Annotated in this window: 24 protein-coding genes; 18 read left to right on the top strand and 6 right to left on the bottom strand. The window is 44.1% G+C overall.

What is annotated here, in order from left to right:
* Nucleotides 1-50 precede the first annotated feature (50 nt).
* Nucleotides 51-641, top strand: a complete 591-nt coding sequence (locus AC1RNB_RS10510) for a DUF3347 domain-containing protein (RefSeq protein WP_493082628.1) — start codon at nucleotides 51-53, stop codon at nucleotides 639-641.
* Between the two features lie 60 nt (nucleotides 642-701).
* Nucleotides 702-3,056, top strand: a complete 2,355-nt coding sequence (locus AC1RNB_RS10515; protein ID WP_493082629.1) for a TonB-dependent receptor — start codon at nucleotides 702-704, stop codon at nucleotides 3,054-3,056.
* 12 nt (nucleotides 3,057-3,068) lie between these two features.
* On the opposite strand, the gene AC1RNB_RS10520 is transcribed toward AC1RNB_RS10515, so the two are convergent.
* Nucleotides 3,069-4,292 (bottom strand): hypothetical protein, encoded by a 1,224-nt coding sequence (locus AC1RNB_RS10520; protein WP_493082630.1) that lies wholly within the window; start codon nucleotides 4,290-4,292, stop codon nucleotides 3,069-3,071.
* Between the two features lie 141 nt (nucleotides 4,293-4,433).
* Here AC1RNB_RS10520 and thrS point away from each other — a divergent pair, with 141 nt between their 5' ends.
* From thrS to AC1RNB_RS10550, 6 genes are all read left to right on the top strand, one after another.
* Entirely contained in the window at nucleotides 4,434-6,371 is a 1,938-nt protein-coding gene (gene thrS, locus AC1RNB_RS10525; protein WP_493082631.1) for a threonine--tRNA ligase, read from the top strand.
* A 53-nt stretch (nucleotides 6,372-6,424) separates the two neighbouring features.
* Nucleotides 6,425-7,009 (top strand): translation initiation factor IF-3, encoded by a 585-nt coding sequence (gene infC, locus AC1RNB_RS10530; protein WP_493082632.1) that lies wholly within the window; start codon nucleotides 6,425-6,427, stop codon nucleotides 7,007-7,009.
* A gap of 218 nt (nucleotides 7,010-7,227) precedes the next feature.
* Nucleotides 7,228-7,428, top strand: a complete 201-nt coding sequence (gene rpmI, locus AC1RNB_RS10535; protein ID WP_493082633.1) for a 50S ribosomal protein L35 — start codon at nucleotides 7,228-7,230, stop codon at nucleotides 7,426-7,428.
* 79 nt (nucleotides 7,429-7,507) lie between these two features.
* Nucleotides 7,508-7,852: a 50S ribosomal protein L20 gene (gene rplT / locus AC1RNB_RS10540; protein ID WP_493082634.1), complete on the top strand. Its 345-nt coding sequence runs from the start codon at nucleotides 7,508-7,510 to the stop codon at nucleotides 7,850-7,852.
* A gap of 201 nt (nucleotides 7,853-8,053) precedes the next feature.
* Nucleotides 8,054-9,484: a type III PLP-dependent enzyme domain-containing protein gene (locus AC1RNB_RS10545; protein ID WP_493082635.1), complete on the top strand. Its 1,431-nt coding sequence runs from the start codon at nucleotides 8,054-8,056 to the stop codon at nucleotides 9,482-9,484.
* A gap of 91 nt (nucleotides 9,485-9,575) precedes the next feature.
* The gene (locus AC1RNB_RS10550) at nucleotides 9,576-9,932 is read left to right on the top strand and encodes an Hpt domain-containing protein (RefSeq protein WP_493082636.1); all 357 of its coding nucleotides are present in this window, start codon (nucleotides 9,576-9,578) and stop codon (nucleotides 9,930-9,932) included.
* Here AC1RNB_RS10550 and AC1RNB_RS10555 read toward each other — a convergent pair.
* Entirely contained in the window at nucleotides 9,921-11,102 is a 1,182-nt protein-coding gene (locus AC1RNB_RS10555) for a glycosyltransferase family 2 protein (protein ID WP_493082637.1), read from the bottom strand. The genes AC1RNB_RS10550 and AC1RNB_RS10555 overlap by 12 nt on opposite strands.
* A gap of 140 nt (nucleotides 11,103-11,242) precedes the next feature.
* Between AC1RNB_RS10555 and AC1RNB_RS10560 the strand changes: the two genes are divergently transcribed.
* Nucleotides 11,243-11,698 carry a nuclear transport factor 2 family protein gene (locus AC1RNB_RS10560; RefSeq protein ID WP_493082638.1) on the top strand — a complete coding sequence of 152 codons (456 nt, stop codon included), beginning with the start codon at nucleotides 11,243-11,245 and terminating at the stop codon, nucleotides 11,696-11,698.
* Nucleotides 11,699-11,701: 3 nt separating this feature from the next.
* On the opposite strand, the gene AC1RNB_RS10565 is transcribed toward AC1RNB_RS10560, so the two are convergent.
* From AC1RNB_RS10565 to AC1RNB_RS10580, 4 genes are all read right to left on the bottom strand, one after another.
* A complete protein-coding gene (locus tag AC1RNB_RS10565; protein ID WP_493082639.1) occupies nucleotides 11,702-12,340 on the bottom strand; it encodes a DUF8845 family protein in 639 nt (212 codons plus the stop codon).
* Between the two features lie 6 nt (nucleotides 12,341-12,346).
* Complete coding sequence (locus AC1RNB_RS10570) at nucleotides 12,347-12,844, bottom strand: RNA polymerase sigma factor (protein WP_493082640.1); 498 nt, start codon at nucleotides 12,842-12,844, stop codon at nucleotides 12,347-12,349.
* 9 nt (nucleotides 12,845-12,853) lie between these two features.
* Nucleotides 12,854-13,714, bottom strand: a complete 861-nt coding sequence (locus AC1RNB_RS10575; RefSeq protein ID WP_493082641.1) for a TraB/GumN family protein — start codon at nucleotides 13,712-13,714, stop codon at nucleotides 12,854-12,856.
* A 142-nt stretch (nucleotides 13,715-13,856) separates the two neighbouring features.
* Nucleotides 13,857-14,282: an Hsp20/alpha crystallin family protein gene (locus AC1RNB_RS10580; protein ID WP_493082642.1), complete on the bottom strand. Its 426-nt coding sequence runs from the start codon at nucleotides 14,280-14,282 to the stop codon at nucleotides 13,857-13,859.
* A 227-nt stretch (nucleotides 14,283-14,509) separates the two neighbouring features.
* On the opposite strand from AC1RNB_RS10580, the gene AC1RNB_RS10585 reads away from it, so the two are divergent.
* The 9 genes from AC1RNB_RS10585 (at nucleotide 14,510) to AC1RNB_RS10625 (ending at nucleotide 23,602) form a co-directional block, all read left to right on the top strand.
* Nucleotides 14,510-14,926 (top strand): BrxA/BrxB family bacilliredoxin, encoded by a 417-nt coding sequence (locus AC1RNB_RS10585; protein ID WP_493082643.1) that lies wholly within the window; start codon nucleotides 14,510-14,512, stop codon nucleotides 14,924-14,926.
* 177 nt (nucleotides 14,927-15,103) lie between these two features.
* Nucleotides 15,104-16,264: a prolipoprotein diacylglyceryl transferase gene (locus AC1RNB_RS10590; RefSeq protein WP_493082644.1), complete on the top strand. Its 1,161-nt coding sequence runs from the start codon at nucleotides 15,104-15,106 to the stop codon at nucleotides 16,262-16,264.
* A gap of 43 nt (nucleotides 16,265-16,307) precedes the next feature.
* Entirely contained in the window at nucleotides 16,308-17,036 is a 729-nt protein-coding gene (locus AC1RNB_RS10595) for a TylF/MycF/NovP-related O-methyltransferase (RefSeq protein WP_493082645.1), read from the top strand.
* A 284-nt stretch (nucleotides 17,037-17,320) separates the two neighbouring features.
* Nucleotides 17,321-19,786, top strand: a complete 2,466-nt coding sequence (locus AC1RNB_RS10600; protein WP_493082646.1) for a TonB-dependent receptor domain-containing protein — start codon at nucleotides 17,321-17,323, stop codon at nucleotides 19,784-19,786.
* A gap of 262 nt (nucleotides 19,787-20,048) precedes the next feature.
* Nucleotides 20,049-20,540 (top strand): YajQ family cyclic di-GMP-binding protein, encoded by a 492-nt coding sequence (locus AC1RNB_RS10605; RefSeq protein ID WP_493082647.1) that lies wholly within the window; start codon nucleotides 20,049-20,051, stop codon nucleotides 20,538-20,540.
* A 127-nt stretch (nucleotides 20,541-20,667) separates the two neighbouring features.
* Complete coding sequence (locus AC1RNB_RS10610) at nucleotides 20,668-20,919, top strand: type B 50S ribosomal protein L31 (RefSeq protein WP_493082648.1); 252 nt, start codon at nucleotides 20,668-20,670, stop codon at nucleotides 20,917-20,919.
* Nucleotides 20,920-21,068: 149 nt separating this feature from the next.
* Nucleotides 21,069-21,860, top strand: a complete 792-nt coding sequence (locus AC1RNB_RS10615) for a hypothetical protein (RefSeq protein WP_493082649.1) — start codon at nucleotides 21,069-21,071, stop codon at nucleotides 21,858-21,860.
* 108 nt (nucleotides 21,861-21,968) lie between these two features.
* Nucleotides 21,969-22,697, top strand: a complete 729-nt coding sequence (bshB1, locus tag AC1RNB_RS10620; protein ID WP_493082650.1) for a bacillithiol biosynthesis deacetylase BshB1 — start codon at nucleotides 21,969-21,971, stop codon at nucleotides 22,695-22,697.
* Nucleotides 22,698-22,726: 29 nt separating this feature from the next.
* Nucleotides 22,727-23,602 (top strand): carbon-nitrogen hydrolase, encoded by an 876-nt coding sequence (locus AC1RNB_RS10625; protein WP_493082651.1) that lies wholly within the window; start codon nucleotides 22,727-22,729, stop codon nucleotides 23,600-23,602.
* Nucleotides 23,603-23,658 lie beyond the last annotated feature (56 nt).

The raw sequence follows: 23,658 nt of genomic DNA on the forward strand, positions 1-23,658 counted from the left end.
AACAGCTCCCAATTCTATTTGCTTTAAATTTGGGGACTAAATTTTTCCTTATGCGGACTTACCTGCTCTTTTTTGGCCTGCTGATACTGGTGTCCTGCAAAAACGGCGACCAGGAAGCAAAAGCCCCGGCAAATACGGCATCAGCACAAACGGCACTGGCCCAAAGCGCTAATTCTGAAGTGTTTAATCAGTCGTTCGGGGAGGTGCTGAACGGATATTATGCTTTGAAAGAGCAGTTTATCGCTGAAAAAGACTCCGGTATCGTGCAGGCTTCGCGCCGGATGCTGGTAGCCACAGACAGCCTGAAACTGGATGAATTAAAGGCTGATACCAATGTGATTGCAACTGCCAGAACCTATTCCCTGGGTATTTCTGCAGAGCTGAAAGGATTACTGGGCGAGCCCAGGATCGCTGAACAGCGCAGATCTTTTCAACTGGTGGGAGAGCAACTGTACGACCTGATCCGCACGGTTCATTACGACGGACAGGTGATCTATCATTTCTATTGTGCTGAAGCTTTCAGCGACCAGGGTGCCACCTGGTTAAGTAACAGCATTGAAGTCAGGAATCCTTTTATTCCTAAAAAAATGCTCAACTGCGGAGAACTGAAGGATACCATTGATATGCGGCACAAATTATAACTGAACGAAAAAGTATTGCGGACAACATTAGCATTCCTTTTTTGTTGGAAGAAGACTACTATGCGGAAATTATTGATTTTGTGGCTTAGCTGTTTGGCCGGTATCACGGCAGTGGCACAGGATAAATTCACCCTGAATGGTTATATCAAAGATTCGCTCAGCGGCGAAACCCTGATCGGGGCCAGTCTCAGTGTTAGACCAGAAAGCAAAACGGTGCTGAGTAACCAGTATGGTTTTTACTCGATCACCGTTAAAAAAGGAAAGCTCATTCTTGCCTGTTCTTTTGTCGGCTACCAGACCAAAGAATTTGAACTGACTCTCGATGATAACCGCCAGCAGAATATTTTGCTCGTACCCAATTCAGCGCAGATCAATAACGTAACGGTTTATGGCAGGCGGAGAGACAATAATATCAAGACTGCTCAAATGGGCAAATTTGAACTGAGTATCAATACGGCCAAAGCCTTACCTGCTTTTTTAGGAGAAGTGGATATCCTGAAAACCCTGCAATTATTGCCGGGTGTTCGTAATGCCGGCGAGGGCAATGCCGGTTTTTATGTGCGGGGCGGCGGACCTGACCAGAACCTGATCCTGCTCGATGATGCAGTGGTGTACAATACCGGTCACCTCTTTGGATTCTTTTCCGTGTTCAATTCAGACGCCATTAAAAATGTAACCCTGATCAAGGGTGGTATGCCGGCGCAATATGGCGGGCGACTGTCGTCGGTGGTAGATATCGCCATGAAAGAAGGTAATCAGAACAAAACACAGGTAGATGCCGGTATCGGTCTGATCGCTTCCCGTTTTTCTATCCAGGGCCCGCTGAAAAAGAACAAAGCCTCGTATATGATCTCTGCCCGCAGAACCTATATTGATGCACTGGCTAAACCCATGATCAGCAAAACCAGTGAATATTATGGTTCCGGTTATTATTTCTACGACCTGAATGCCAAAATGAATTACCAGTTCTCAGAAAAAGATAAACTGTTTCTGAGTGGTTATTTCGGGAGAGATAAATTCAACTTTAACAATACCAAACGTTCTTTCAGCACAACCATCCCCTGGGGTAATTCTACCGCCACACTGCGCTGGAACCATGTTTTCAACAAACAACTATTTGCCAATACCACTCTGGTGTATAACGATTACCGTTTTGCACTGGATGGCAGACAGAATAATTTCAATATCAACCTTTCCTCCGGCATCCGTGACCTTACTGCCAAAACCGATGTGGATTTTTATCCCGTACCCGAACATAAGATCCGGTTCGGGGTACAATATACCTACCATACTTTTCTGCCGAATATTCTCAGCGGCAACCAGGACAGTGTGGTATTTACACCGAATAATTCTTCTAAAAAATTCGCTAATGAAATGTCGGCCTATATCCAGGACGACTGGGAAATTACTTCTGTACTGAAATTGAATGTGGGACTGCGTTACAGTATGTTTCAGCAAGTGGGACGATATACTTTGTATCAACGGGATGCTTTCGGCAACAAACAGGACAGCACCGTATTCGGACCCGGGCAGAATGTGAAAACCTATGGTGGCATTGAACCCCGGGTTACGCTTCGGTATACGATCAACCAGAATGAGTCTGTCAAATTTGCCGTTACCCGTAACCTGCAGTATATCCACCTGGTTACCAACGCGGGTTCTACACTGCCTACCGATCTTTGGGTGCCCAGTACTATCCGCGTAAAACCACAGGTCAGCTGGCAGTATGCAGCCGGCTACTTTAAAAACTTCGCTGAAGGTATGTTCGAAACTTCTGTGGAAGCCTATTACAAAACCATGGAGAACCAGATCGAATACCGCGAAGGATATACGCCTTCCCTAAAAGATCCGGAAGAAGAATTTGTGTTTGGAAAGGGCTGGAGTTATGGAGCGGAGTTTTTTGTCAATAAACTCAAAGGCAGACTTACCGGTTGGGTAGGGTATACCCTGAGCTGGACCTGGCGCAAATTTCCCGATCTGAATGATGGACTGAAATATCCCAGCCGTTACGATCGCCGCCATGACCTGTCAATAGTGGCCAGTTATGAACTCAATCCGAAATGGAAACTGGGATCTGTGTTTACATACGGAACGGGAAATGCAACGTCTTTGCCCGAGCGGTTTTATTTTGTTTCCGGAGTGCTTACGCAGGAATTCAGCCGCATCAATGCCTACCGGATGAAATCCTATCATCGAATGGATATCTCCGCCACCTATACACCAACGCCTAAAAAGATCAGGAAATACAGCAGTAGCTGGGTATTCAGCGTTTATAATCTATATAGCCGCATGAATCCCTATTTCATTTATTACGACCAGGAAGGAACAGCCACAGCAGGTACCCTGAAAGTAACGGCCAAACAAGTTTCCTTGTTTCCCATTCTGCCTTCTGTAACCTGGAATATTCGTTTATAATCAGTGTTGTAGTTACTCTTTGGGAACATAGTTGATGACCACTTTGGCATTACGTTGTTCATCGGAAGCCAGGAAAACTTCGTAGCGCTCTTTGCCTGCCGTGATCACCATCATAGCGGAATTGGGTGGAATCTCACCCAGGTTCTCGGCAACCATCACCAGTTCATGCCGGTTATCGGTTATGCTGCATTTGATCTTTAGAATTAGTGGCCGGATATCCAGTTTGGCATTGCTAATCACCAGCGCGTTGTTGTGGTACAAGGAGATGGTATCGTTGTCGATGGTGCCGTTATCGAAGATATGGATCTGAATATTCTCTTCAGAAGTGGTAATGGTTCTGACCAGTTTATTCTCCCGCTCAACCAATACTTTCGGGATCGGCATTTTCCGTTCTTTGTTCTCGGGTTTAGGCGAAGTAACTGCTTCCGCTTTTTGTTGATTGACCATTTGCTCGGGAATTCTGTCTGCAGGCTTTGCTGTTGTTCCCGGTTTTTGTACTGGTGGCGGTGGCGCTGTTTGGCTTGCTGTTTTTTTTATAGGTGCAGTTTGCGTTTTCGCCAATGGTTTGGCAGGAGTCACAGCTTTCTGGGTACCCGGTTTAACAGGGGTTTTGCCAGTGGTGTTTTTGGGAACAACTTTCGCAATAACAGGTTTCGGTTTACCGGTGGCTGGCTGTTTAGTGGCTGGCTTTGATGTTTTTTTGGCAAGCAGGCCCGATAGGGTTTTACTGGTATCAGCAGGTTTCTTCTTCAGCAAAAAATTTTCCTTTTTGAAGTCGGATTCAACCACTTTTTCCAGATAAACCCGGCCGCTGCCGCAATCACCCTTGTCTTTAACATTGGTAGAAATAAAGGTTCCTGATAACACTTCCAGCCTGCCAATGCGGGAATAATCCAGGTAACAGGTCATCAGGCAAGGCTCACTTTTATCGCCGATCTTAAGGTCAACCAGCCGGATTTCTTTGATAATAATACTTTTGGAAGTAGGGGTGTAAATCCCGTTCAGCTCCGCTTTTCCATAAAAAACCGTGGTTTTGTAGGAGTAAGTGACCCCTTTTACACTGTTATTGGATTGTTGATCCAGCTGAATCTCGTATTTATAGGTCTCTTCCTTGAACCCCTCCCGGTAAATACCGCTCGAAGAACTGAAATAACCACGCCAGATCCCCGTTATTTTCTGGGCCTGGGCGGTAAAACTGAGCAGTAAAAGAGAGAAAAGGGTCAAATTCAATCTCATATAACAAATCTACGCTTGCAATATAGTAACCCTTACTAAAGAAGCGTTAAGGTTTTTCGGGCCAAAACCAGCTTGCCCCGTTTTGGGTGCTGTTTATTCTTTACTTTTGCATTTCTAAAAAAGAGGTTGATTTACAAGAATATGATTAGTATCAGTTTCCCGGATGGCGCAGTAAGACAATACGAAAGTGGTGTTACCGCTTTGGATATCGCTAAGTCGATCAGCGAAGGCCTTGCTAAGAAAGTATTGGCCGCAAGTGTGAATGGTCAGGTATGGGACGCAACCCGACCTATTACTACCGACGCTTCACTGAAATTATTAACCTGGAACGACGCGGAAGGACAAAACACTTTCTGGCACTCTTCTGCCCACCTGATGGCAGAAGCGGTAGAACAGTTATATCCCGGTGTGAAATTCTGGGTAGGACCGGCATTGGACAAAGGTTTTTATTACGACATGGATCTCGGCGACCGTAAAATGACGGAAGACGACCTGCTGGTGCTCGAGAAAAAAATGAATGAGTTGGCCAAGCAGGGTAACCGCTATATCCGCAAGGAAATGCCGAAGGCCGAAGCGGTTGCCTATTTTGAAGAGAAAGGAGATGAATACAAACTGGATCTTTTACAGAACCTGAACGATGGTGAAATCACTTTCTACTCACAGGGTTCTTTTACCGATCTCTGTCGCGGGCCACATATCCCTGAAACCGGTTTTATCAAAGCCATCAAACTCACCAATATTTCCGGTGCCTACTGGAAGGGGAACGAGAAAAACAAAATGCTGACCCGTGTATACGGCGTTACTTTCCCTAACCAGAAAGAACTCGACGAATACATCGTGATGCTGGAAGAAGCCAAGAAACGCGATCACCGCAAACTGGGTAAAGAACTCAGTATTTTTACCATGGATGAAGATATTGGTCCGGGCCTGATTCTCTGGATGCCCAATGGCAGTATCATTATTGAAGAACTGGAAAAACTGGCCAAGGAAACAGAAGAAGATGCCGGTTATAAACGTGTGGTTACCCCGCATATTGCTAAAGAGAATTTATACATTACCAGCGGACACCTGCCTTACTACCAGGATAGTATGTTTCCTCCGATGGAACTGGACGGAACCAAATACTACCTGAAAGCAATGAACTGCCCGCATCACCACAAGATCTTTGATGCGGAACAGAAAAGCTACAAAGACCTACCTTACCGTTTGGCAGAGTATGGTACCTGTTATCGTTACGAACAGAGCGGGGAATTATTCGGGCTGATGCGGGTACGTTGCCTGCACATGAATGATGCACATATCTATTGCACCAAGGAACAGTTTGCGCAGGAATTCAAGGCAGTGAACGATATGTACCTGAAGTATTTTGAGATCTTCGGGATCGATAAATATGTGATGCGTTTAAGTTTACATGATCCTGCTAAACTGGGGCAGAAATATATCAATGAACCCGAACTATGGCTGGAGACAGAAGAGATGGTTCGCCAGGTATTGATCGAAAGCGGAACGCCCTTTGTGGAAGTGCAGGATGAAGGTGCTTTTTACGGGCCAAAAATCGATGTACAGATCTGGAGTGCGATTGGTAGGGAGTTTACACTGGCTACCAACCAGGTAGATTTTGCACAGGGCCGCCGTTTCAACCTTTCTTTCACCAATAAAGACAATTCACCGGAAGTGCCCTTGATCATTCACCGTGCACCGCTGGGTACACATGAAAGGTTTATCGGCTTCCTGCTCGAACATTATGCAGGTAAATTCCCGGTATGGCTGGCACCGTTACAGGTAAAGGTTCTTCCGATAAGTGATAAATTCATGGACTATGCCCTGTCTGTTCAGAAACAGCTGAAAAAAGCAGGCGTAAGGGTAGAAGTGGATGACAGACAGGAGAAGATCGGCAAAAAGATCCGTGATACCGAACTGATGCGGGTGCCGTATATGCTGGTGGTAGGAGAGAAAGAGATGAACGAAAACCTGTTGTCAGTGCGCAGACAGGGTAAGGGTGATCTGGGAAGCCAGGACATCGCTTCGTTCGTGGAAATGATCCGGGATGAAATAGAAAACCGTAAATCAGGCGAATAATCGCCAATTGTATATCTTTAACAACAAATCAATTATTCACTAAACAAGTTTTAATGGCATTACCACCAAGAGGGGGCGGAAGATTTAATCCCAGGTTTAACAGGCAACCCGAGCCTGAACATCGTATCAACGAAAGAATACGGGTACCACAGGTTCGACTGGTTGGCGACAATGTAACGGTTGGCGTGTATTCCACCATGGAAGCGCTGAAAATTGCGCAGGAGCAGGAGCTGGACCTGGTTGAGATCTCTCCAACCGCCGATCCCCCTGTTTGTAAAGTGATCGATTACAAAAAGTTCCTGTACGAGAAGAAGAAGAAGGAAAAGGAAATGAAAGCCAATTCCAAACAGAGTGAGGTGAAAGAGATCCGTTTTACACCGGGAACCGATGATCACGATTTCGACTTTAAAGCCAAACACGCAGAAAAATTCCTGAAAGACGGTAATAAAGTAAAAGCGTATGTACAGTTCAAGGGGCGTGCCATCATGTTCCAGGACCGCGGACAGCTCTTATTGCTGAAATTTGCAGAACGCCTCGCAGAATCCGGTGTACTGGAAAGCATGCCCAAACTGGAAGGAAAGCGCATGTTTGCCATCTTCACACCGAAGACCAGCAGCAAGAAAAAAGCAGCATCCTAGTTGAATTAACAATTAGCAATTAAAAATTAACAATTTATACTATGTGTAAGTCTGTTGATTTTTAATTGCTAATTTCCAATTGTTAATTATCCTCCTTCTCTCGCTTGAAATATAGCCAAATCTCCTTACCTTTGCAGCCCATTTTCCCGTATGGCTCAACAAGTTTCCTGCCTGTGCAGGAACGCCAGCAGGGTGTAATCTTTCAATAGATTATTAACATGCCAAAGGTAAAAACCAATTCAAGCGCCAAAAAGCGCTTCAAGGTTACTGGAACCGGAGAGATCACTTTCCAGAAAGCTTTCAAACGTCACATCCTGACGAAAAAATCCAAAAAACGCAAAAGAGCAATGAACAAAAAAGGCCTGGTAGGTTCTACCAATAAGGACTTTGTTCTGCGTTTATTACGTTTAAAGGGCTAATTCAGCGATCAGAAAGTTATCCATCATTCAAAAACACAACCAGTTCGCTGTATAGCAACCGGTTCCAAAAAATTATAGTATGCCACGTTCAAAAAATGCAGTAGCATCAAGAGCCAGGAGAAAAAGAATCCTGAAGCAAGCAAAAGGCTTCTACGGTAAGCGTAAAAACGTATATACCGTTGCCAAAAACATCGTTGAAAAAGGTATGACCTACAGTTATGTGGGCCGTAAACTGAAAAAGCGTGAATACCGCCAGTTATGGATTGCACGTATCAACGCCGCTGTAAGAACCGAAGGAATCACCTACAGCCAGTTCATCAACAAACTGAGCACAAAAGGTATCGATCTGAACCGTAAAGTACTGGCCGATCTGGCTATGAACGAACCAGCCAGTTTCAAAGCGCTGGTGGATTCTGTAAAATAAGATCAGCTACCAACATACGTAACCGGAACAGGTAAACTGTTCCGGTTTTTTTGTGCTGTATGTGGTATGCGCCGGGGCTGTTTATCCCGCAGTAGGAGATGTAAAAGCAGGGTTTATTTTTTTGGCCGATAAACTGAACAAACTGTTATTTTTGTACCTGCTAAAAAAGCCATGTTCACTATCTAACCCACTACCCCGTAAATGAATAATACCTACACTTCGCTGGTTAACCAGACTTTCCATTTTCCACAAGAAGGGTTTGACCAGAATGATGATGGTTATCTCGAATTCAATGGCCTCGATCTGAAATCGCTGATTGATAAGTATGGTACGCCGATGAAACTGACCTATCTGCCCAAGATCGGTATGCAGATCAACAAGGCGAAGAAGATGTTTGAAAATGCTTTTAAAAAGCACAAATACGAAGGGGAGTATTTTTATTGCTATTGCACCAAGAGTTCCCACTTCTCTTTTATCGTAGAAGAAGCCCTGAAGCACAATATCCATCTCGAAACATCCTATGCATATGATATCGAGATCATCAACCGATTGTACCAGCGCAGAAAGATCAATAAGGAAACCTATATCATTTGTAACGGATACAAACAGAAGAACTATACTTCGCGGATTGCCAAACTGATCAATTCCGGTTTCAAGAACGTGGTTCCCATTCTCGATAACAAAGAAGAACTGCAGGCGTATAAACGCAGTGCCAAAGTGCCTTTCCGTCTGGGTATCCGGGTGGCGGCTGAAGAAGAACCTAATTTTCCTTTTTATACATCCCGCCTCGGCATCAGGGCCAAGGATATCCTGGAATTTTATGTAGATGAGATCGAAGGATATGAAGATAAGTTTCAGCTGAAAATGCTGCACATCTTCCTCAACAAAGGAATTAAAGACGATATCTATTACTGGTCAGAGCTGAATAAGATTATCAACCTGTACTGCCAGTTGAAAAAGATTTGTCCCGAACTCGATTCGATCAATATCGGTGGTGGTTTCCCCATCAAACACTCGCTGGGATTTGAGTACGATTACCAGTTTATGATCAATGAGATCGTAAGTAATATCAAAAAAGCCTGTAAAAAAGCCAAAGTGCCGATGCCGAATATCTATACAGAGTTTGGCAGTTTTACCGTTGGAGAAAGTATGGCGCATATTTACAGTGTGATCGGGCAGAAGATCCAGAACGACCGTGAGTGCTGGTATATGATCGATTCTTCTTTTATTACCACTTTGCCAGACACCTGGGGTATCGGGGAAAAATTCCTGATGCTGCCGGTGAATAAATGGGACAATGAATATCACCGGGTGGTATTGGGTGGTATCACCTGCGACAGCCATGATTATTATGATTCGGAAGAACATATCAATGAAGTGTTCCTGCCCAAGATTGCTTCAACTGATCCGAAAGATGCGGCTGATAACAAGGAACCGCTCTATGTGGGATTCTTTCATACGGGTGCTTACCAGGACCAGATCAGCGGTTACGGTGGTATCAAACATTGCCTGATCCCTTCGCCCAAACACGTGATTGTGGAATATGATAAAAACGGAAAGCTGATCGACTGGGTATATGCCAAAGAACAAACAGCACAGAGTATGCTCAAAATTCTGGGTTATCTCAGGTAATACTTTTTCAATAGCTATCAATAACATACTGACCCAAATTTTCTGCGAAAGGAAATTTGGGTTATCTTTTGGTAGAATTTATTAGAAGCCTGTGTCACAAAGCACCCCTCAACTCTACGATTTTGCTTTTCTCAACGAAGTGGGACGGGGTGATCCCGCTTTTCTGGAACGGATGATCCGTTTGTTTCTTTCTGACATTCCTCCCATTCTCGCAGAGCTGAACAGGGCCTATGAACAGGATGATCCGGCAATCGTAAAATCACTGGCACATCGCCTGAAATCAACTGCAGAAGCCATGGGTATTGTTTCGATACAACAGGACCTGGTGATTATAGAAAAAATGGCTGCCAATCAGCTCAAAGGCGGGAAACTGGATGCATCTATCAGCCGGTTAAACCAGGTGATGGAATCTGTATGCAGCCAGTTAACAGCGAGATTAGCGCTCTGATCTGCGGGCTTTCTCCCAAATGCCGTTCGGGTTTCTTTGGGTTTTATATTGTATCCATCCGGCCAATACTGCATAATGCATCACACAGAAATAATACGGAACAAAGATCCATTGCTGGGATAATTTCCTGTTACGGAGTAAGTAACCCATCCATGCAGCCAGGTAAAAACAGACCTGTAAATAAAAAAGCAGTTCATACAAACGGTTCCCTTCTATCCAGAGAAATAGATTCAGCAATAACAAAACGATGAGCAGGAAGGGGGTAACTGCCCAGCGTAATATCCGGTGTGAAAAATACTGAAAACAGAGTGCCGGTGTTTTTTGCCAGTGAAGAATGCTGCGTAAACGTTTCATCGCCTGCCAGCTGCCGGTGGCGATGCGGATTTTTCTTTTTAATTCCTCCTGCACATTGGCAGATGCTTTTTCTGTGGCGCTGGCTTTGGGCTCATACGCGATCCGGTAACCTGCGGCAGCTATCTGCATGGATTGCATAAAATCATCCAGTATGGTATCTTCCGGTAAAGGCCGGTACAAAGCTGTCCGGAAGGCCACCAATTCTCCTGCAGCACCCACCGCACTGTTACATTGCGAATCCAGTTTTTTGAGCCAGGATTCATAACGCCAGTAAATTCCTTCGCCCGCAGTTCCGGCATTGGCTGTACGCTGAACGGCTATTTTCTTTTCTCCGGCAACACAGCCGGTACGTTCATCGGCAAAATGAATGACCATCTGGCGGATGGCTTCGGGGTTCAATATGGCATTGGCATCTGAAAAAATAACAATGGGTGTATGTACAAATGTCATGGCTCTGTTCTCCGCTGCTGTTTTGCCCTTTCTTTCGGGGAGATGGAGTAAAAGGATCTCCGGGTATTTTTCAATGATAGTAACCGACTGATCGGTGGAACCATCTGTGATAAAAATCAGTGTAAGTTTACCGGCAGGGTACTGCAGTGAACGGCAATTCGCGATCTTCTCGTCCAGTACAGCTGCTTCGTTATAACAGGGGATGACAAGGGTTACCGCAGGTTCAAAGCCTTCGGCAGGTACAGAAGCAGCCGGCCGGAACAGTTGTTTGATGCCGGCCCAGATCAGCAGCAGGAGCCCATATCCCAGGAAACTGTAAAACACAATGCCGGTGCATACCCAAAAAAGAATCTCTGACCGGTTCATGTAGGTTTTGTTAAGCTGATGGGTGTTGAAGCTACAATTTATCAAATAATCCCGTTTCACAGCTAAAGGCTTCGGCTGTCATTCATCCCAAATAACAGAAACGTATTTGTTTTCCGTTTATTTTTAGGTAAAATCAAGGTATGTATAAAATACTATTTGTTGTATTACTCCTGGTAACCACTACCGGCAGTGCCCAGACGGTTTCTGCAGAAGATTCTGTAAAAGTAGCCATCGGCAACCTTTTCACCGCAATGCGTAATTCAGACAGCAAAGCCTTGCTGGCCTGTTTTGCAGATAGCGCTTTATTACAAACCATTGTTCGTGATAAAGAAGGCGGCATCAGGATCAAAAACGAAAAATTAGTTGATTTCGCCACCGTAGTGGGTACCATGCCCAAAGCAGCTGCCGATGAAAGAATCACATTTGATGTGGTGAAAATAGATGGTCCGCTGGCCAGTGTATGGACACCCTACCATTTTTATTTCAACGGCCAGTTCAGTCATTGTGGGGTAAATTCCTTTCAGATGATCCGCCAGAACGGCAACTGGAAAATTCAGTACCTGATCGATACACGCCGGAAACAGGGATGCGAATAAAGATCAGGGTTGTTCTTCGAGCTCAGCAATACACTCTTTCAGTTGAGCCACATAACGTCCGTATAATTTCCGCAGGTACCATTTGGTAAAATAATAAATACCTACAGAGAGTGCCACTATGTAGAGACCGAGAAACAACAGCATCTGCCAGAGATGTGTAAACAGGGAAGAAGTTACTTTATCAACTTCAGGTATCGACATGGGTTCGTTGTATCCCAATAGAAAAGAAAATATTACACAAACCGGTATCAGTCCGATGGTAAACTGGAAATACCTTTTCATAAAAGCTTCGATAATGCTGACGATCATTTGCAGGTTGCTTTTAACCGGTAGGGACGTAGCACTTAACGCCTGTGTTTTTCTCAGCAGGTAAATAACAATGAAAAGGAAAACAATGGCCAGTATGGCAAATACAGAAAAATAGATTCTTAGTGATCGGTAACTGCCCGCAATACCAATGTAACCGAATCCAAGAATGATGACAATGCAGGATATGATCTCTATCCAGAGACTCCGTTTCAGTTTGTCGATAACCGAACTGGTTTTCCGGGTGAGGAGATGGGCAATATCATCCGAGGACCTGCCGGAATGAGCGGTGGTCAGCTTTTGATTAAGTAATGATTTCAGTTCATCTAATTCCATAATAACTTAGTAATTAGCGGCGTTTTTTTGCGTTTCTTCCTTTAACCTGGTTTTAATCCTGTTCATTTTAACGGCCACATTGTTAGCGGTGATCCCCATCATTTCACCAATTTCTTTGTAATCATAGTCTTCGAGGTATAACATCACAATTGCTTTATCAATTTTCGATAGGGTACCAATGGCCGCATACATCGCTTTCACCTGTTCTTCAATCGGATCTGCCGCTTCCTGTTGTTTTTCCGGAAGACTGTCGGTACTATAAATAGCCGGTTGCCTTTTTTCTTTCCGGAAATAAGTGATGGCTGTATTTAATGCCACCCGGTATAACCAGGTAGAGAACTTGGCATCTCCCCGGAAATTGCCATAGGCTTTCCATGCCTGTAAAGTAATTTCCTGGAAAAGGTCTTCACGATCGGCATGCAGATCCATATACAGGTTACAAACCTTGTATACAATTTTCTGATGTTGGTTCAGTAAAGTAATAAATTCCTTTTCGGCGGACATCCGGCTAAATTAAAACTTTAATGGGGTTACCCGGTATCCTTCTTTTTTCAATAAGCTGATCAGTCCTGCTGTTCCACCCAGATGACCTGCCCCCACAGCAAAAAAACTGGGTTGGGATTTCATGGCGCTTTGCATCACCGGTATCCAGTTGGCATTTCTTTTATTGATCATTTCGGTCGTAAACATTTCATTTCCCCCTGAACTGTTGATAAACTGTTGCAGCGAATCAATATCCCGCAGTTGATATACTGCCATCATTTTCGTCATCACCAGTTTTACACTGTCAAAATTCAGAATGGTCTTTTTCAGTGACAGGATCTGGGAGTCGAGGGGCTCTTTGTCAATTGCGTTCAGCTGATCTTCCACTGTTTCCAATCCCAATACAGGCAGTTGCAGTCTTTTGGCCACTTTTACAAATTCGGTTTCGGGCTGCACTTTGTCTGGGCAATCTGCTCCTTTCTGCACCAGCATGCTGAGACTGAGAAAGGGTTTGAAAGTATTAAAGAGGGTGATGGGCATGCCGGTGATGGATTGAAATTTCTGGCTAACGTTGGTATAATCCCTTTCTCCGATCAGGCTTTGGAGGGTATGCCCCTGCATCATCAGCTTCGACATCATGCTGGCCTGCAGCAGTCCGGGATCGTCCATTTTAAGCTCTCCGTAAAACTGTTTTGAAGCCCTGAGTTTGTTTTCCAGTTCGGGCGTTACGGTAAAATCGCCCTTGCAAAGCAGGTGAAAAGTGCCGAACAGGTAGGAGGGTTGCTGTAAACCATTTCCACTCACTTCCCATAACAGGGAAGAGCGGGCTTGCTGTGCCTGCAGCGATGACGTACATAAGAGCAGGAATAACCAACCTGAGAACCGGTTCATACAGCTTTTTCCTATGAGTAGCCTGGGCAGCCGGAATATTACGTTTAGAGGTAAAATTTCATAAAAAAGCCCCGAGTAAAAACACGGGGCGTAAACCAAAACCAACTGCTTATGAAACAGTATGTAATTTTCTGTTATCCAGTTACAGAATTTCGATCTGTTTAGGGGTAACAATGACTTCTTCTTTTTTAGGCAGGAACAGTTTCAGAATACCGTTCTCATATTTAGCCTGGATACCTGCGGAATTGATCTTATCATCCAGACTGAAGCTTCTTGAAAAGCTCTGGTAATTGAATTCTCTGCGCAGGGTCTTATGTTCTTTCTTTTCAGTTTCTTCTTTCTTTTCGAAACTGATGGTGAGCAAACCATCTTCCACATTGATTTTAAAATCTTCTTTGTTACGTCCGGGTGCATTCATCTCAATGTGGTAACCATCTTTGGTCTCATGAATGTTGGCAGGAGCTGAACTGAGGGCCTGTGCATCTTTACCCCAGGAAGCAGGGAACTGGTTAAACAATTCATCGAACAGGTTTCCGAGATAAGCTGGATTTTGTTTTACGAGTGTCATGGCTATAAGTTTTAATTGTTTAGAATATATGGTAACAATCATTGGACAAATGCTGTACCATCACATTTGCCTGTTATCTTTCTTACATTCTGGCATATAGGAGAATTTTATTTATGCCATTATGTCGCTTTTTAATTTCAAATAGTGTCATAACGACTGTTTTCATTCTCCTTTAGTGTTTCAACTTTTGTTGTACTTTTGTGTTCTAATCTAATAAACGAGCGAATATGTATCCAGCAGAGATAGTGTTACCGATGAAAGCCGAGTTAACTGATAATGGTTTTGATGAAATGGTATCAGCAGGGGAAGTAGACAAGACCCTGGCCGAAAAAGGCACCACTTTAGTGGTGATTAACTCCGTATGTGGTTGTGCAGCAGGTAGTTGTAGACCAGGTGTATTGATGGCAGTGCAGAATGCCGGTAAGCGTCCGGACAGGCTGGCCACTAGTTTTGCGGGTTTTGATATTGAAGCGGTAAACCAGGTGAGGGCTCATTTATTGCCTTACCCACCTTCTTCACCGGCGATTGCATTGTTTAAAGACGGCCAGCTGGTGAGTATGGTAGAAAGACACCAGATTGAAGGCAGGCCGGCACAGGTGCTGGCGCAGCATTTAATTTCTATGTTCGATGAGTTCTGTAATTAATTTTCATGTAGTTTTGTTATAGATGGGTTAGTAAGTATGGGCTCCACGAAAAGTGGGGCCTTGCTTTTTTTAGCGATGTTTTATTAGCTGCCTGCCATTCCAGTCACTTATGTATCAGTATTTCTGAGTAACATTGCAGCGGTAACCGCTCTAACGATTTATTAAGACCCGATCATAATGTATCCCAATTTATACTACGTATTCCAGGATCTTTTTGGCATCGAATTATCCGGCCTGAAACTGGTGAATTCCTTTGGCTTTTTTGTAGCACTTGCTTTTATCATCTGCGCCTGGGTACTTACGATGGAGCTCCGCAGAAAACAGCAACTGGGTTTATTTGTGCATACCGAAGAAACCATCACCATAGGTGCACCGGCCAGTTTTTCTGAACTGTTGATCAACTTTATTGTCGGATTTATTTTTGGCTACAAGATCGTTGGTGCTTTCACGATTGCGGATGCTTTGAATGATCCCCAATCGTTTATTTTATCTGCCAAAGGAAATCTTCCGGTGGGTTTATTGGTGGGCCTTGCATTTGCCGGTTTGAAATGGTGGGAGAAGAATAAACAAAAATTAGCCAAACCCGAAACAAGAACCATCCGCATCTGGCCACAGGATAGGGTGGGAGATATTGTGATCTATGCGGCTGGTTTCGGTTTTCTTGGTGCCAAGATTTTTCACAATCTCGAGAACTGGAATGATTTTGTTAAGGATCCGATCGGTTCCCTGATTTCTTTCAGTGGACTTACTTTTTATGGAGGATTGATCTGTGCCGGTATTGCAATTGTTCTGTATGCCCGCAAACGAAAAATCGGTGTAGTACACCTGTGCGATGCGATGGCACCTACCATGATGCTGGCTTATTCGCTGGGCCGCATCGGTTGCCAGGTAAGTGGTGATGGTGACTGGGGTATTGTGAACCTGCATCCCAAACCCTTCAGCTGGCTGCCCGACTGGATGTGGGCCTATACGTATCCGCACAATGTAGTGGGAGAGGGTGTACCTATACCGGGTTGTGTGGGACAATATTGTAATCAGTTACCTGCCCCTGTTTACCCAACTGCTTTATACGAGATCATTGTTTGTTTTGCTTTGTTTCTGGTATTATGGATGTTGCGGAAGCGGATCAAAGTTCCCGGCAGAATTTTCGGTCTCTACCTCATCTTAAACGGCATCGAACGTTTCTTTATCGAAAAGATCCGGGTGAACACCAAATACGAAGCACTCCCTTTTCAACCCACACAGGCAGAACTGATTGCCCTGCTGCTGGTAGTGGCGGGTGCAGTGCTGATGATCCGTTCAGAAAAATGGTTCTCTTCCAAAACCACTGAAGGATAAGTACTCATCAAATTAACCATTAAACGGTATTTAAAATAGCAGCATGAAGCGTCTTGTTAAGTTCTGTAAAGATTTTCTTCTTTTCGTTCCCTTTACTTTTATCGTTAAGCCTTTCTCAAAAGCTTTTCTGTTCATCGCATATTTTAACCAACTGGTAAGCTGGATCAGGAAACATAAAAACGAATTTGCCTTCAACGATTATTACACGCCGATACGTGATTATAACAAGCGTTACCAGTTGTATGATTTTGTAAATAATCACCAGTCGAAAAATACCGAGCCGATGGTGTACCTCGAATATGGGGTAGCGGCGGGTGAATCTTTCCGTTGGTGGCTGCAGCATAATACGCATCCTGATTCCCGTTTTTTTGGCTTTGATACCTTTGATGGATTGCCCGAAAAATGGGGCAGTTTTTACGCCAAAGGCGATATGAAATTTGCGATGCCGGAACAAACGGATCAGCGCGGACAATTTATCAAGGGTTTATTCCAGGATAGTCTGCCCGGATTTATCGAAGCCCATCGGAGCCTGCTTGCCTCGCCCGCCCGTAAAGTGATCCTGCTGGATGCAGACCTTTACTCAGCTACTATTTATACGCTTTCCCAATTATACCCGCTGCTGCACAAAGGGGATATTATTCTCTTTGATGAGTTCTCAGTGGCCATGCACGAGTTCAAAGCCTTTACGGAGTTTACCGGCAATTTTTACATTAACCTGAAGCCGCTTGGCGCTATCAACAACTTTTACCAGGTGGCATTTGAGGTTGCGTAGTATACGGATTATGATATTTTATATATTAGAGTCTGAACAACAAACGAGCTGGTCAGCCAGCAAAAAAGCCGGAAATAAATAATTTCCGGCTTTTTTTATTGATAATGAACCAGTTACTGATCTGACCTGTCCTCATCCCAATATACCCTTTCTTCACCGCCTACCATTTATCCTGCTTATTTACCGTTAAATACAAAACTATGTACTATGCATTACATAGTTCATAGTTTTGACCTGTAATCAGTAACAACTGGAACTAAATAATCAAGCATAAATCAGCCAAAATGAAAAAAATCGTAGCAACGCTAACTGCACTGGGAATTCTGGGATTTTCCTTTGTTGGCCATGCACAAACCGCAGCTTCCGGTAAAGTAAACGGAACGGTTACTTCTTCCCAGAAAACAGTAGAATCTGCTTCGGTAGGTTTATTGCGTGCCAAAGACTCTGCGGTGGTAAAACTGGGGGTCTCTGATAAAAGCGGCCGTTTTGAAGTAGAAAAAGTGGGAGAGGGTAAATACCTTGTTGTGATCCAGGCTGTGGGTCATGCCAAATATTACAGTGAGTCTTTCACTATTACCGCCGCTCAACCGGAGTATACACTGAAAACCGTGGCCCTGACTGCCGCGGCAAAAAAACTGGATGATGTTACCGTTGTATCCAAAAGACCTTTTGTAGAGCAGAAAGTAGACCGTACCGTGATCAATGTAGATGCAACACCTTCTAATACCGGTGCTACCGTGATGGATGTACTGGAAAAATCGCCCGGTATTTCTGTTGACAAAGACGGCAATATCAGCCTGAAAGGCAAACAGGGTGTGATGATCATGATGGATGGCAAACCCACTTACCTGAGCGGACAGGACCTCGCCAATATGCTGAAAAACCTGCCCAGCGCCAACCTTGATCAGATCGAGATCATGACCAACCCGCCGGCCAAATTTGATGCATCGGGTAATTCCGGGGTAATCAATATCAAAACAAAAAAAACCAAAACCATAGGCTATAACGGAAGTGTAACGGCCAGTTATGCGCAGGGTGTTTTTCCCAAAGCAAACCTGAGTACGAACCTGAACTACCGCCAGAACAAGTTCAACTATTTCGCCAACGCCAGTTATTTCTACAATGAAGGTTTCGGTGATCTGACCATCATGCGTAAGTTCCGCGATCAGCAAACCAATAGTCTCTTGTCTATTTTTGACCAGACAGCTAAGAATGCCCGTGACAACAAAGGGTATAGCTATAAAGCAGGTGCTGATTATTTCATGAATAAAAAAACAACCCTTGGTGTAGTAGTAACAGGCTATGACAGCCGCAATACAGAATTTACAGATAATACAACCCTGATCAAGGATAAAAACGGTATGTTGACTACCCGTACACAGGCAATCAATGAAGTGAAGTCGAACTACGGAAATATCGGTGTAAACTTCAATCTCCGTCATGTGTTTGACAGCGTAGGTAATGAACTTACCGCTGATCTGGATTATGTGAATTATACTTCCGGCTCGCAGCAATTGCTGGCCAATAAATTCTTTGATAATGCAGGTAATAAGAAAAACAATGATGAGACGCTGAGGGGGAATATTCCTTCAGATATCAATATCTACAGTGCCAAAATAGACTTTACGCACCCGATGAAACAGGGAAGTCGTTTTGAAGCCGGATGGAAAAGCAGTTATGTAGAGACCGACAATGATGCGCAATATGCCAACCTGGACTTTGCCACTAACCAGTATGTGACCGATCAGGTTCGCAGCAATCATTTTCTGTACAAGGAAAATATCAATGCTGCTTATGCAAATCTGAGTAAACAACTGAACAAAAAATGGAGTGCACAGCTGGGCTTACGTCTGGAAAATACCAATCTCAGCGGTAACCAGTTGACCACTAACCAGACATTTAAAAGAGATTATACGCAGTTATTTCCAACAGCCTATATCGGTTATACGCCTAATGATAAAAACCAGTTTTCTGCTAGCTATGGTCGCCGGATAGACCGTCCGAACTACCAGGATCTGAATCCTTTCTTCAATTTCCTCGATAAATACACTTACCAGGTGGGTAATCCTTATCTGAATCCGCAGTTCAGTCATAATATCGAGCTCAACCACACTTTCAAAAGCATGCTGACCACTTCGCTGAATTACAGTACTACGAAAGATATTATCCAGGATGTACTGGAACAGGTAGACAGTACCAATACGAGCTATGTGAAGAAAAGCAATATCGCTAAAAGAGAAAATATCGGTTTATCAGTGAGTCTGAATGCACCGGTAACCAAATGGTGGAGAACCAGTATTTATACCAATGCGTTTTACAACAAATTCAGTGGTATGGTGAATGGGGGTTATGTGGAAGTAGATGGTACTTCGTTTATGGCCAATATCAACAACATGTTGAGTTTTTCCAAAGGATGGGGTGCTGAACTAAGTGGTTTTTACCGTTCATCTGCCGTGCAGGGTGTGTTGGTGTCTGATCCGATGTGGGCGATGAATATCGGCTTGTCCAAGCAGATCATGAAAAACAAAGGCTCTATCCGCCTGGTGGTTCGTGATGTATTCTACACACAGGTATTCAGCGGTTACAGCAAATACCAGAACGTGGATGTAACAATCCGTCAGTCAAGAGACAGCCGCGTGGTAAACCTCAGCTTTACGTATCGTTTTAACAAAGGTAAAACAGCTGCACAACGTAAAAGAGGTGGTGCCGGTGAAGAACAGAATCGGGTAAGTACGGGTGGTGGTAATTAATAAACTCAGCCGATGATCCGGAAGAGATTTTACCGGAATGATCGCGGGTTTCCATTTGAAATGAATTTCATCCGCTCATCCTACTTTGACATTTGTATGAAAGGATAAGCATCCAAATTCGTGCACCAAATCGTTTTTTTCTCATGTGCATTATATAGAACCGGCCCCGATGTCTATCGGGGCCTATTTTTTTGGTACGAATATTCCGATGCACTATTCATTATTCCCCACCGGTTGATTACCTTCGTACAAATCCCTGTTTATGCCATCTTTTGATATTGCGAGCGAAGTAGATATCCAGGTACTGGATAATGCTGTTAACACGGTTAAAAAAGAAATCAGTACCCGTTTCGATTTCCGGGGTTCTCCGGTTACCATCGAACTGAATAAAAAAGACTACCAGATCCTGCTGGAAGTGGAGAGTGATATGAAGATGAAGCAGTTGATCGATGTACTCATCAGCCGGTCACTGAAACAGGGTATCGACGCCGGTGCCTTTGATTTCAGCAAGGATGCTTATCCCAGTGGCAAAGTGGTGAAAAAAGAAGTGGGAGTACGTAACGGGTTGAAGCAGGATGATGCCAAAAAGATTGTAAAAATGATCAAGGATAAGGGCTTTAAAGTACAGGCCGCCATCATGGATGATATTGTACGGGTAACCGGCAAAAAGATCGATGACCTGCAGGAAGTGATTGCCGAATGCCGCACCGCTAACCTGGGAATTCCGCTCCAGTTTGTGAATATGAAGAGCTAAAACAGGCTAAAACCCTCATTTTTGGTGCTAAAATGCCCTTTTTATTTGGTTAGAAGCCCAATCAGCCGTAATTTTGCAGTCCTAAAATAATCGCACGGCCAAATCCGTGCCACCTAAAAAAATAAATATGAAACAAGGTATCCATCCTGAAAATTACCGTTTTGTTGTGTTCAAAGACATGAGTAACGGTCACACTTTCCTGGGTCGCTCAACAGCAGCTACCAAAGAAACCATCGTTTTTGAAGATGGCAATGAGTATCCGGTTATCAAGCTGGAGATCTCCAATACTTCCCACCCTTTCTATACCGGAAAGAATATGCTGGTAGATACAGCGGGTCGTATCGACAAGTTCAAAAAACGTTACGCCAAGAAAGACTAAACCCTTTCTTATCATACCAAAAGAACCCAACGATTACCGTTGGGTTCTTTTTTTTGCCGTCTGTCACCAACCACATAAAGATGTGATGATGATGCACCTGACCCAATAATAGCTTTGTCTGCATTATTTACAGTATTAATATGAAGACAATGAAAAGATTGACCGTTTTAGTGAGCTGTTCCATGCTCCTGTTGACCATGGTTTCCTGCAGAAAAAATCCTGTTACTCCTATAGAACCTGCTCCCGTTGCCGGAAAATTAACCAAACTGGAATACCAGGATGGCGCGTATGATTCGATCTATTATAATAGCCAGGGGTTGATCAGTAAGATCGTTAACCATTATGTGGTACCCTTTCCTTATAATGAGATCCATCAGTTTGAATATGATGCCAATAACAAAGTGACACGTATAACAGATAACAACGGAGAGACTTATGAATATAAATATATTACAGGCCGGTTAGAGGCAGTACTGCATTTTAAAGGAGGGGTGAAAGAGGATTATCGGTTTTACGAATACCAAAATGGTAAATTATCGTTGGTTGAGGAGTATTTCCGCCTTGGTATCAATACACCAGGTTACCAGCTGAGTTCGAAGCTCGAGTATTTCTACTATGCCGATGGCAACCTGAAACAGGAAGTAAGTTATTCCTTTGACCCCCAGACCATGGCGCCGATCAAAGATTTTTCGATCGAACATCTTGATTACGATGGGAAAGCCAACCCGACAGATCCGATCAGCCGCTTTCTTTACCTGTACCAGGTACCGATGGCAACAAAGAATGTGGGTAAGCTGGTCACAAAAGATGAAAGAAGCGGTAAATTAACCGAGTTTACGTTTGCCTATACCTATAACAATGCAGGCAACCCTGTAACTAAAAAAATGACTTATCTGAGTGGCGGACAGCCGGTGGAAGAAACCATCAAATATTATTACTGATCCTGGGTTGGGTTAATCAGTAATCCAGCAAAGCCGGAACAGCCGTTCCGGCTTTGCTGTTGACAGAACCGTGGTAAACATTACCTTTGCCAACGATAAAAACGAAATATGAAATTGGATATACTTGCCTTTGGCGTACACCCCGATGATGTGGAACTGGGCTGCTCCGGTACCTTGCTGGCCGCTTTGGCGGAGGGCAAAAAAGTAGGTATTATAGACCTTACCAGGGGAGAATTGGGTACAAGAGGAACCATTGAGACCCGCAAAGAGGAAGCAACGAAAGCGGCTGCTATTCTTGGGGTACAGATAAGGGAGAACCTGGGTATGGCAGATGGTTTTTTCCAGAACGATGAAACCAACCAGCGGAAAGTGATAACCGCTATCCGCAAATACCGGCCTGAAATTATTTTGGCCAATGCATTTGAAGACAGGCACCCGGATCATGGCAGAAGTGCCAAACTGGTGGCCGATGCGGCTTTTTTATCCGGACTCCGTAAAATTGAAACCTTGGAAGAGGGTCAATTACAGGATATCTGGAAACCGTCCTATGTATTTCATTATATCCAGGACCGCTTTATCCAACCTTCTTTTGTGGTGGATATTTCTGCGTATATGGATCAGAAAATGGAATCGGTACTGGCTTATTCGACCCAGTTTTTCAATCCTGATCTGAATGAACCGCAAACCTATATTTCCTCTTCCCAATTCCTCGAAACCGTGAAGGCAAGAGCATTGATGATGGGTAAAAGGATAGGAGTGGCCTATGCAGAAGGATTTTATACAGAGAAAACAGTAGGCGTGAAAAACTTTGACGCATTTATACAGAATCCAACCTAACCAACAGGTATTTAAAGAAATAGTAGACTATGGCAATTGTAAAAACAGGGCTGGTACAGATGAGTTGTTCTGCCGATCCCAAGGCAAACCTGGCGAAGGCCATGGAAAAAGTACGTGAAGCTGCTGCCAAGGGCGCGCAGATCGTTTGTTTGCAGGAATTATTCACTTCCCTTTATTTCTGTGATGTGGAAGATTATGAAAATTTCAATCTGGCGGAAGTTATTCCGGGTGCCACAACGGATACATTGGGAGCTTTGGCTAAGGAACTGAATGTGGTGATCATTGCTTCTTTGTTTGAAAAGCGAACACAGGGTTTATATCATAACACAACAGCGGTGATTGATGCGGATGGAGCCTATCTCGGCAAATACCGCAAAATGCATATCCCTGATGATCCCGCTTACTTTGAAAAATTTTATTTTACGCCGGGCGATCTGGGTTATAAAATTTTCAAGACAAAATATGCCACACTGGGTGTGCTGATCTGTTGGGATCAATGGTATCCGGAAGCGGCAAGAATCACGGCTTTGATGGGTGCGGAGATCCTGTTTTACCCAACTGCTATCGGCTGGGCCACTTCACAGGATGAAGCCACCAATACAGAACAATACAATGCCTGGCAAACCATTCAGCGCAGCCATGCCGTTGCCAATGGCGTACACGTGGTAAGTGTGAACAGGGTTGGCTTTGAACAGAACGGAGCCATGAAATTCTGGGGAGGTTCTTTTGTTAGTAACCCCTTCGGGACCCTTTTGTACAAAGCCTCGCATGTGGAGGAAGAAGTGATGGTAGTAGAGATTGATACTGCCAAAACGGACCGTTACAGAACCCATTGGCCCTTTCTGCGCGACCGAAGGATCGATTCCTATCAGCCTATCACCAAACGATTTATCGACGAAGACTAATTATTTTTCTGTGCTACTCTGTTACTCCGTGTCTCTGTGTTAAAAGAAACAGTGAT

Source organism: Sediminibacterium sp. GW821-FHT12F12 (assembly GCF_058806635.1).

Excerpts from the sequence above, each read along its gene's own strand:
- AC1RNB_RS10600 (WP_493082646.1), top strand. The coding sequence starts at position 17,321 with ATGAAAAAAATCGTAGCAACGCTAACTGCACTGGGAATTCTGGGATTT.
- thrS (WP_493082631.1), top strand. The coding sequence starts at position 4,434 with ATGATTAGTATCAGTTTCCCGGATGGCGCAGTAAGACAATACGAAAGT.
- AC1RNB_RS10560 (WP_493082638.1), top strand. The coding sequence starts at position 11,243 with ATGTATAAAATACTATTTGTTGTATTACTCCTGGTAACCACTACCGGC.
- AC1RNB_RS10625 (WP_493082651.1), top strand. The coding sequence starts at position 22,727 with ATGGCAATTGTAAAAACAGGGCTGGTACAGATGAGTTGTTCTGCCGAT.
- AC1RNB_RS10590 (WP_493082644.1), top strand. The coding sequence starts at position 15,104 with ATGTATCCCAATTTATACTACGTATTCCAGGATCTTTTTGGCATCGAA.
- AC1RNB_RS10615 (WP_493082649.1), top strand. The coding sequence starts at position 21,069 with ATGAAAAGATTGACCGTTTTAGTGAGCTGTTCCATGCTCCTGTTGACC.
- AC1RNB_RS10595 (WP_493082645.1), top strand. The coding sequence starts at position 16,308 with ATGAAGCGTCTTGTTAAGTTCTGTAAAGATTTTCTTCTTTTCGTTCCC.
- infC (WP_493082632.1), top strand. The coding sequence starts at position 6,425 with ATGGCATTACCACCAAGAGGGGGCGGAAGATTTAATCCCAGGTTTAAC.
- AC1RNB_RS10610 (WP_493082648.1), top strand. The coding sequence starts at position 20,668 with ATGAAACAAGGTATCCATCCTGAAAATTACCGTTTTGTTGTGTTCAAA.
- AC1RNB_RS10565 (WP_493082639.1), bottom strand. The coding sequence starts at position 12,340 with ATGGAATTAGATGAACTGAAATCATTACTTAATCAAAAGCTGACCACC.
- rpmI (WP_493082633.1), top strand. The coding sequence starts at position 7,228 with ATGCCAAAGGTAAAAACCAATTCAAGCGCCAAAAAGCGCTTCAAGGTT.
- AC1RNB_RS10555 (WP_493082637.1), bottom strand. The coding sequence starts at position 11,102 with ATGAACCGGTCAGAGATTCTTTTTTGGGTATGCACCGGCATTGTGTTT.
- AC1RNB_RS10520 (WP_493082630.1), bottom strand. The coding sequence starts at position 4,292 with ATGAGATTGAATTTGACCCTTTTCTCTCTTTTACTGCTCAGTTTTACC.
- AC1RNB_RS10580 (WP_493082642.1), bottom strand. The coding sequence starts at position 14,282 with ATGACACTCGTAAAACAAAATCCAGCTTATCTCGGAAACCTGTTCGAT.
- AC1RNB_RS10575 (WP_493082641.1), bottom strand. The coding sequence starts at position 13,714 with ATGAACCGGTTCTCAGGTTGGTTATTCCTGCTCTTATGTACGTCATCG.
- AC1RNB_RS10605 (WP_493082647.1), top strand. The coding sequence starts at position 20,049 with ATGCCATCTTTTGATATTGCGAGCGAAGTAGATATCCAGGTACTGGAT.
- AC1RNB_RS10515 (WP_493082629.1), top strand. The coding sequence starts at position 702 with ATGCGGAAATTATTGATTTTGTGGCTTAGCTGTTTGGCCGGTATCACG.
- AC1RNB_RS10570 (WP_493082640.1), bottom strand. The coding sequence starts at position 12,844 with ATGTCCGCCGAAAAGGAATTTATTACTTTACTGAACCAACATCAGAAA.
- AC1RNB_RS10545 (WP_493082635.1), top strand. The coding sequence starts at position 8,054 with ATGAATAATACCTACACTTCGCTGGTTAACCAGACTTTCCATTTTCCA.
- rplT (WP_493082634.1), top strand. The coding sequence starts at position 7,508 with ATGCCACGTTCAAAAAATGCAGTAGCATCAAGAGCCAGGAGAAAAAGA.
- AC1RNB_RS10510 (WP_493082628.1), top strand. The coding sequence starts at position 51 with ATGCGGACTTACCTGCTCTTTTTTGGCCTGCTGATACTGGTGTCCTGC.
- AC1RNB_RS10585 (WP_493082643.1), top strand. The coding sequence starts at position 14,510 with ATGTATCCAGCAGAGATAGTGTTACCGATGAAAGCCGAGTTAACTGAT.
- bshB1 (WP_493082650.1), top strand. The coding sequence starts at position 21,969 with ATGAAATTGGATATACTTGCCTTTGGCGTACACCCCGATGATGTGGAA.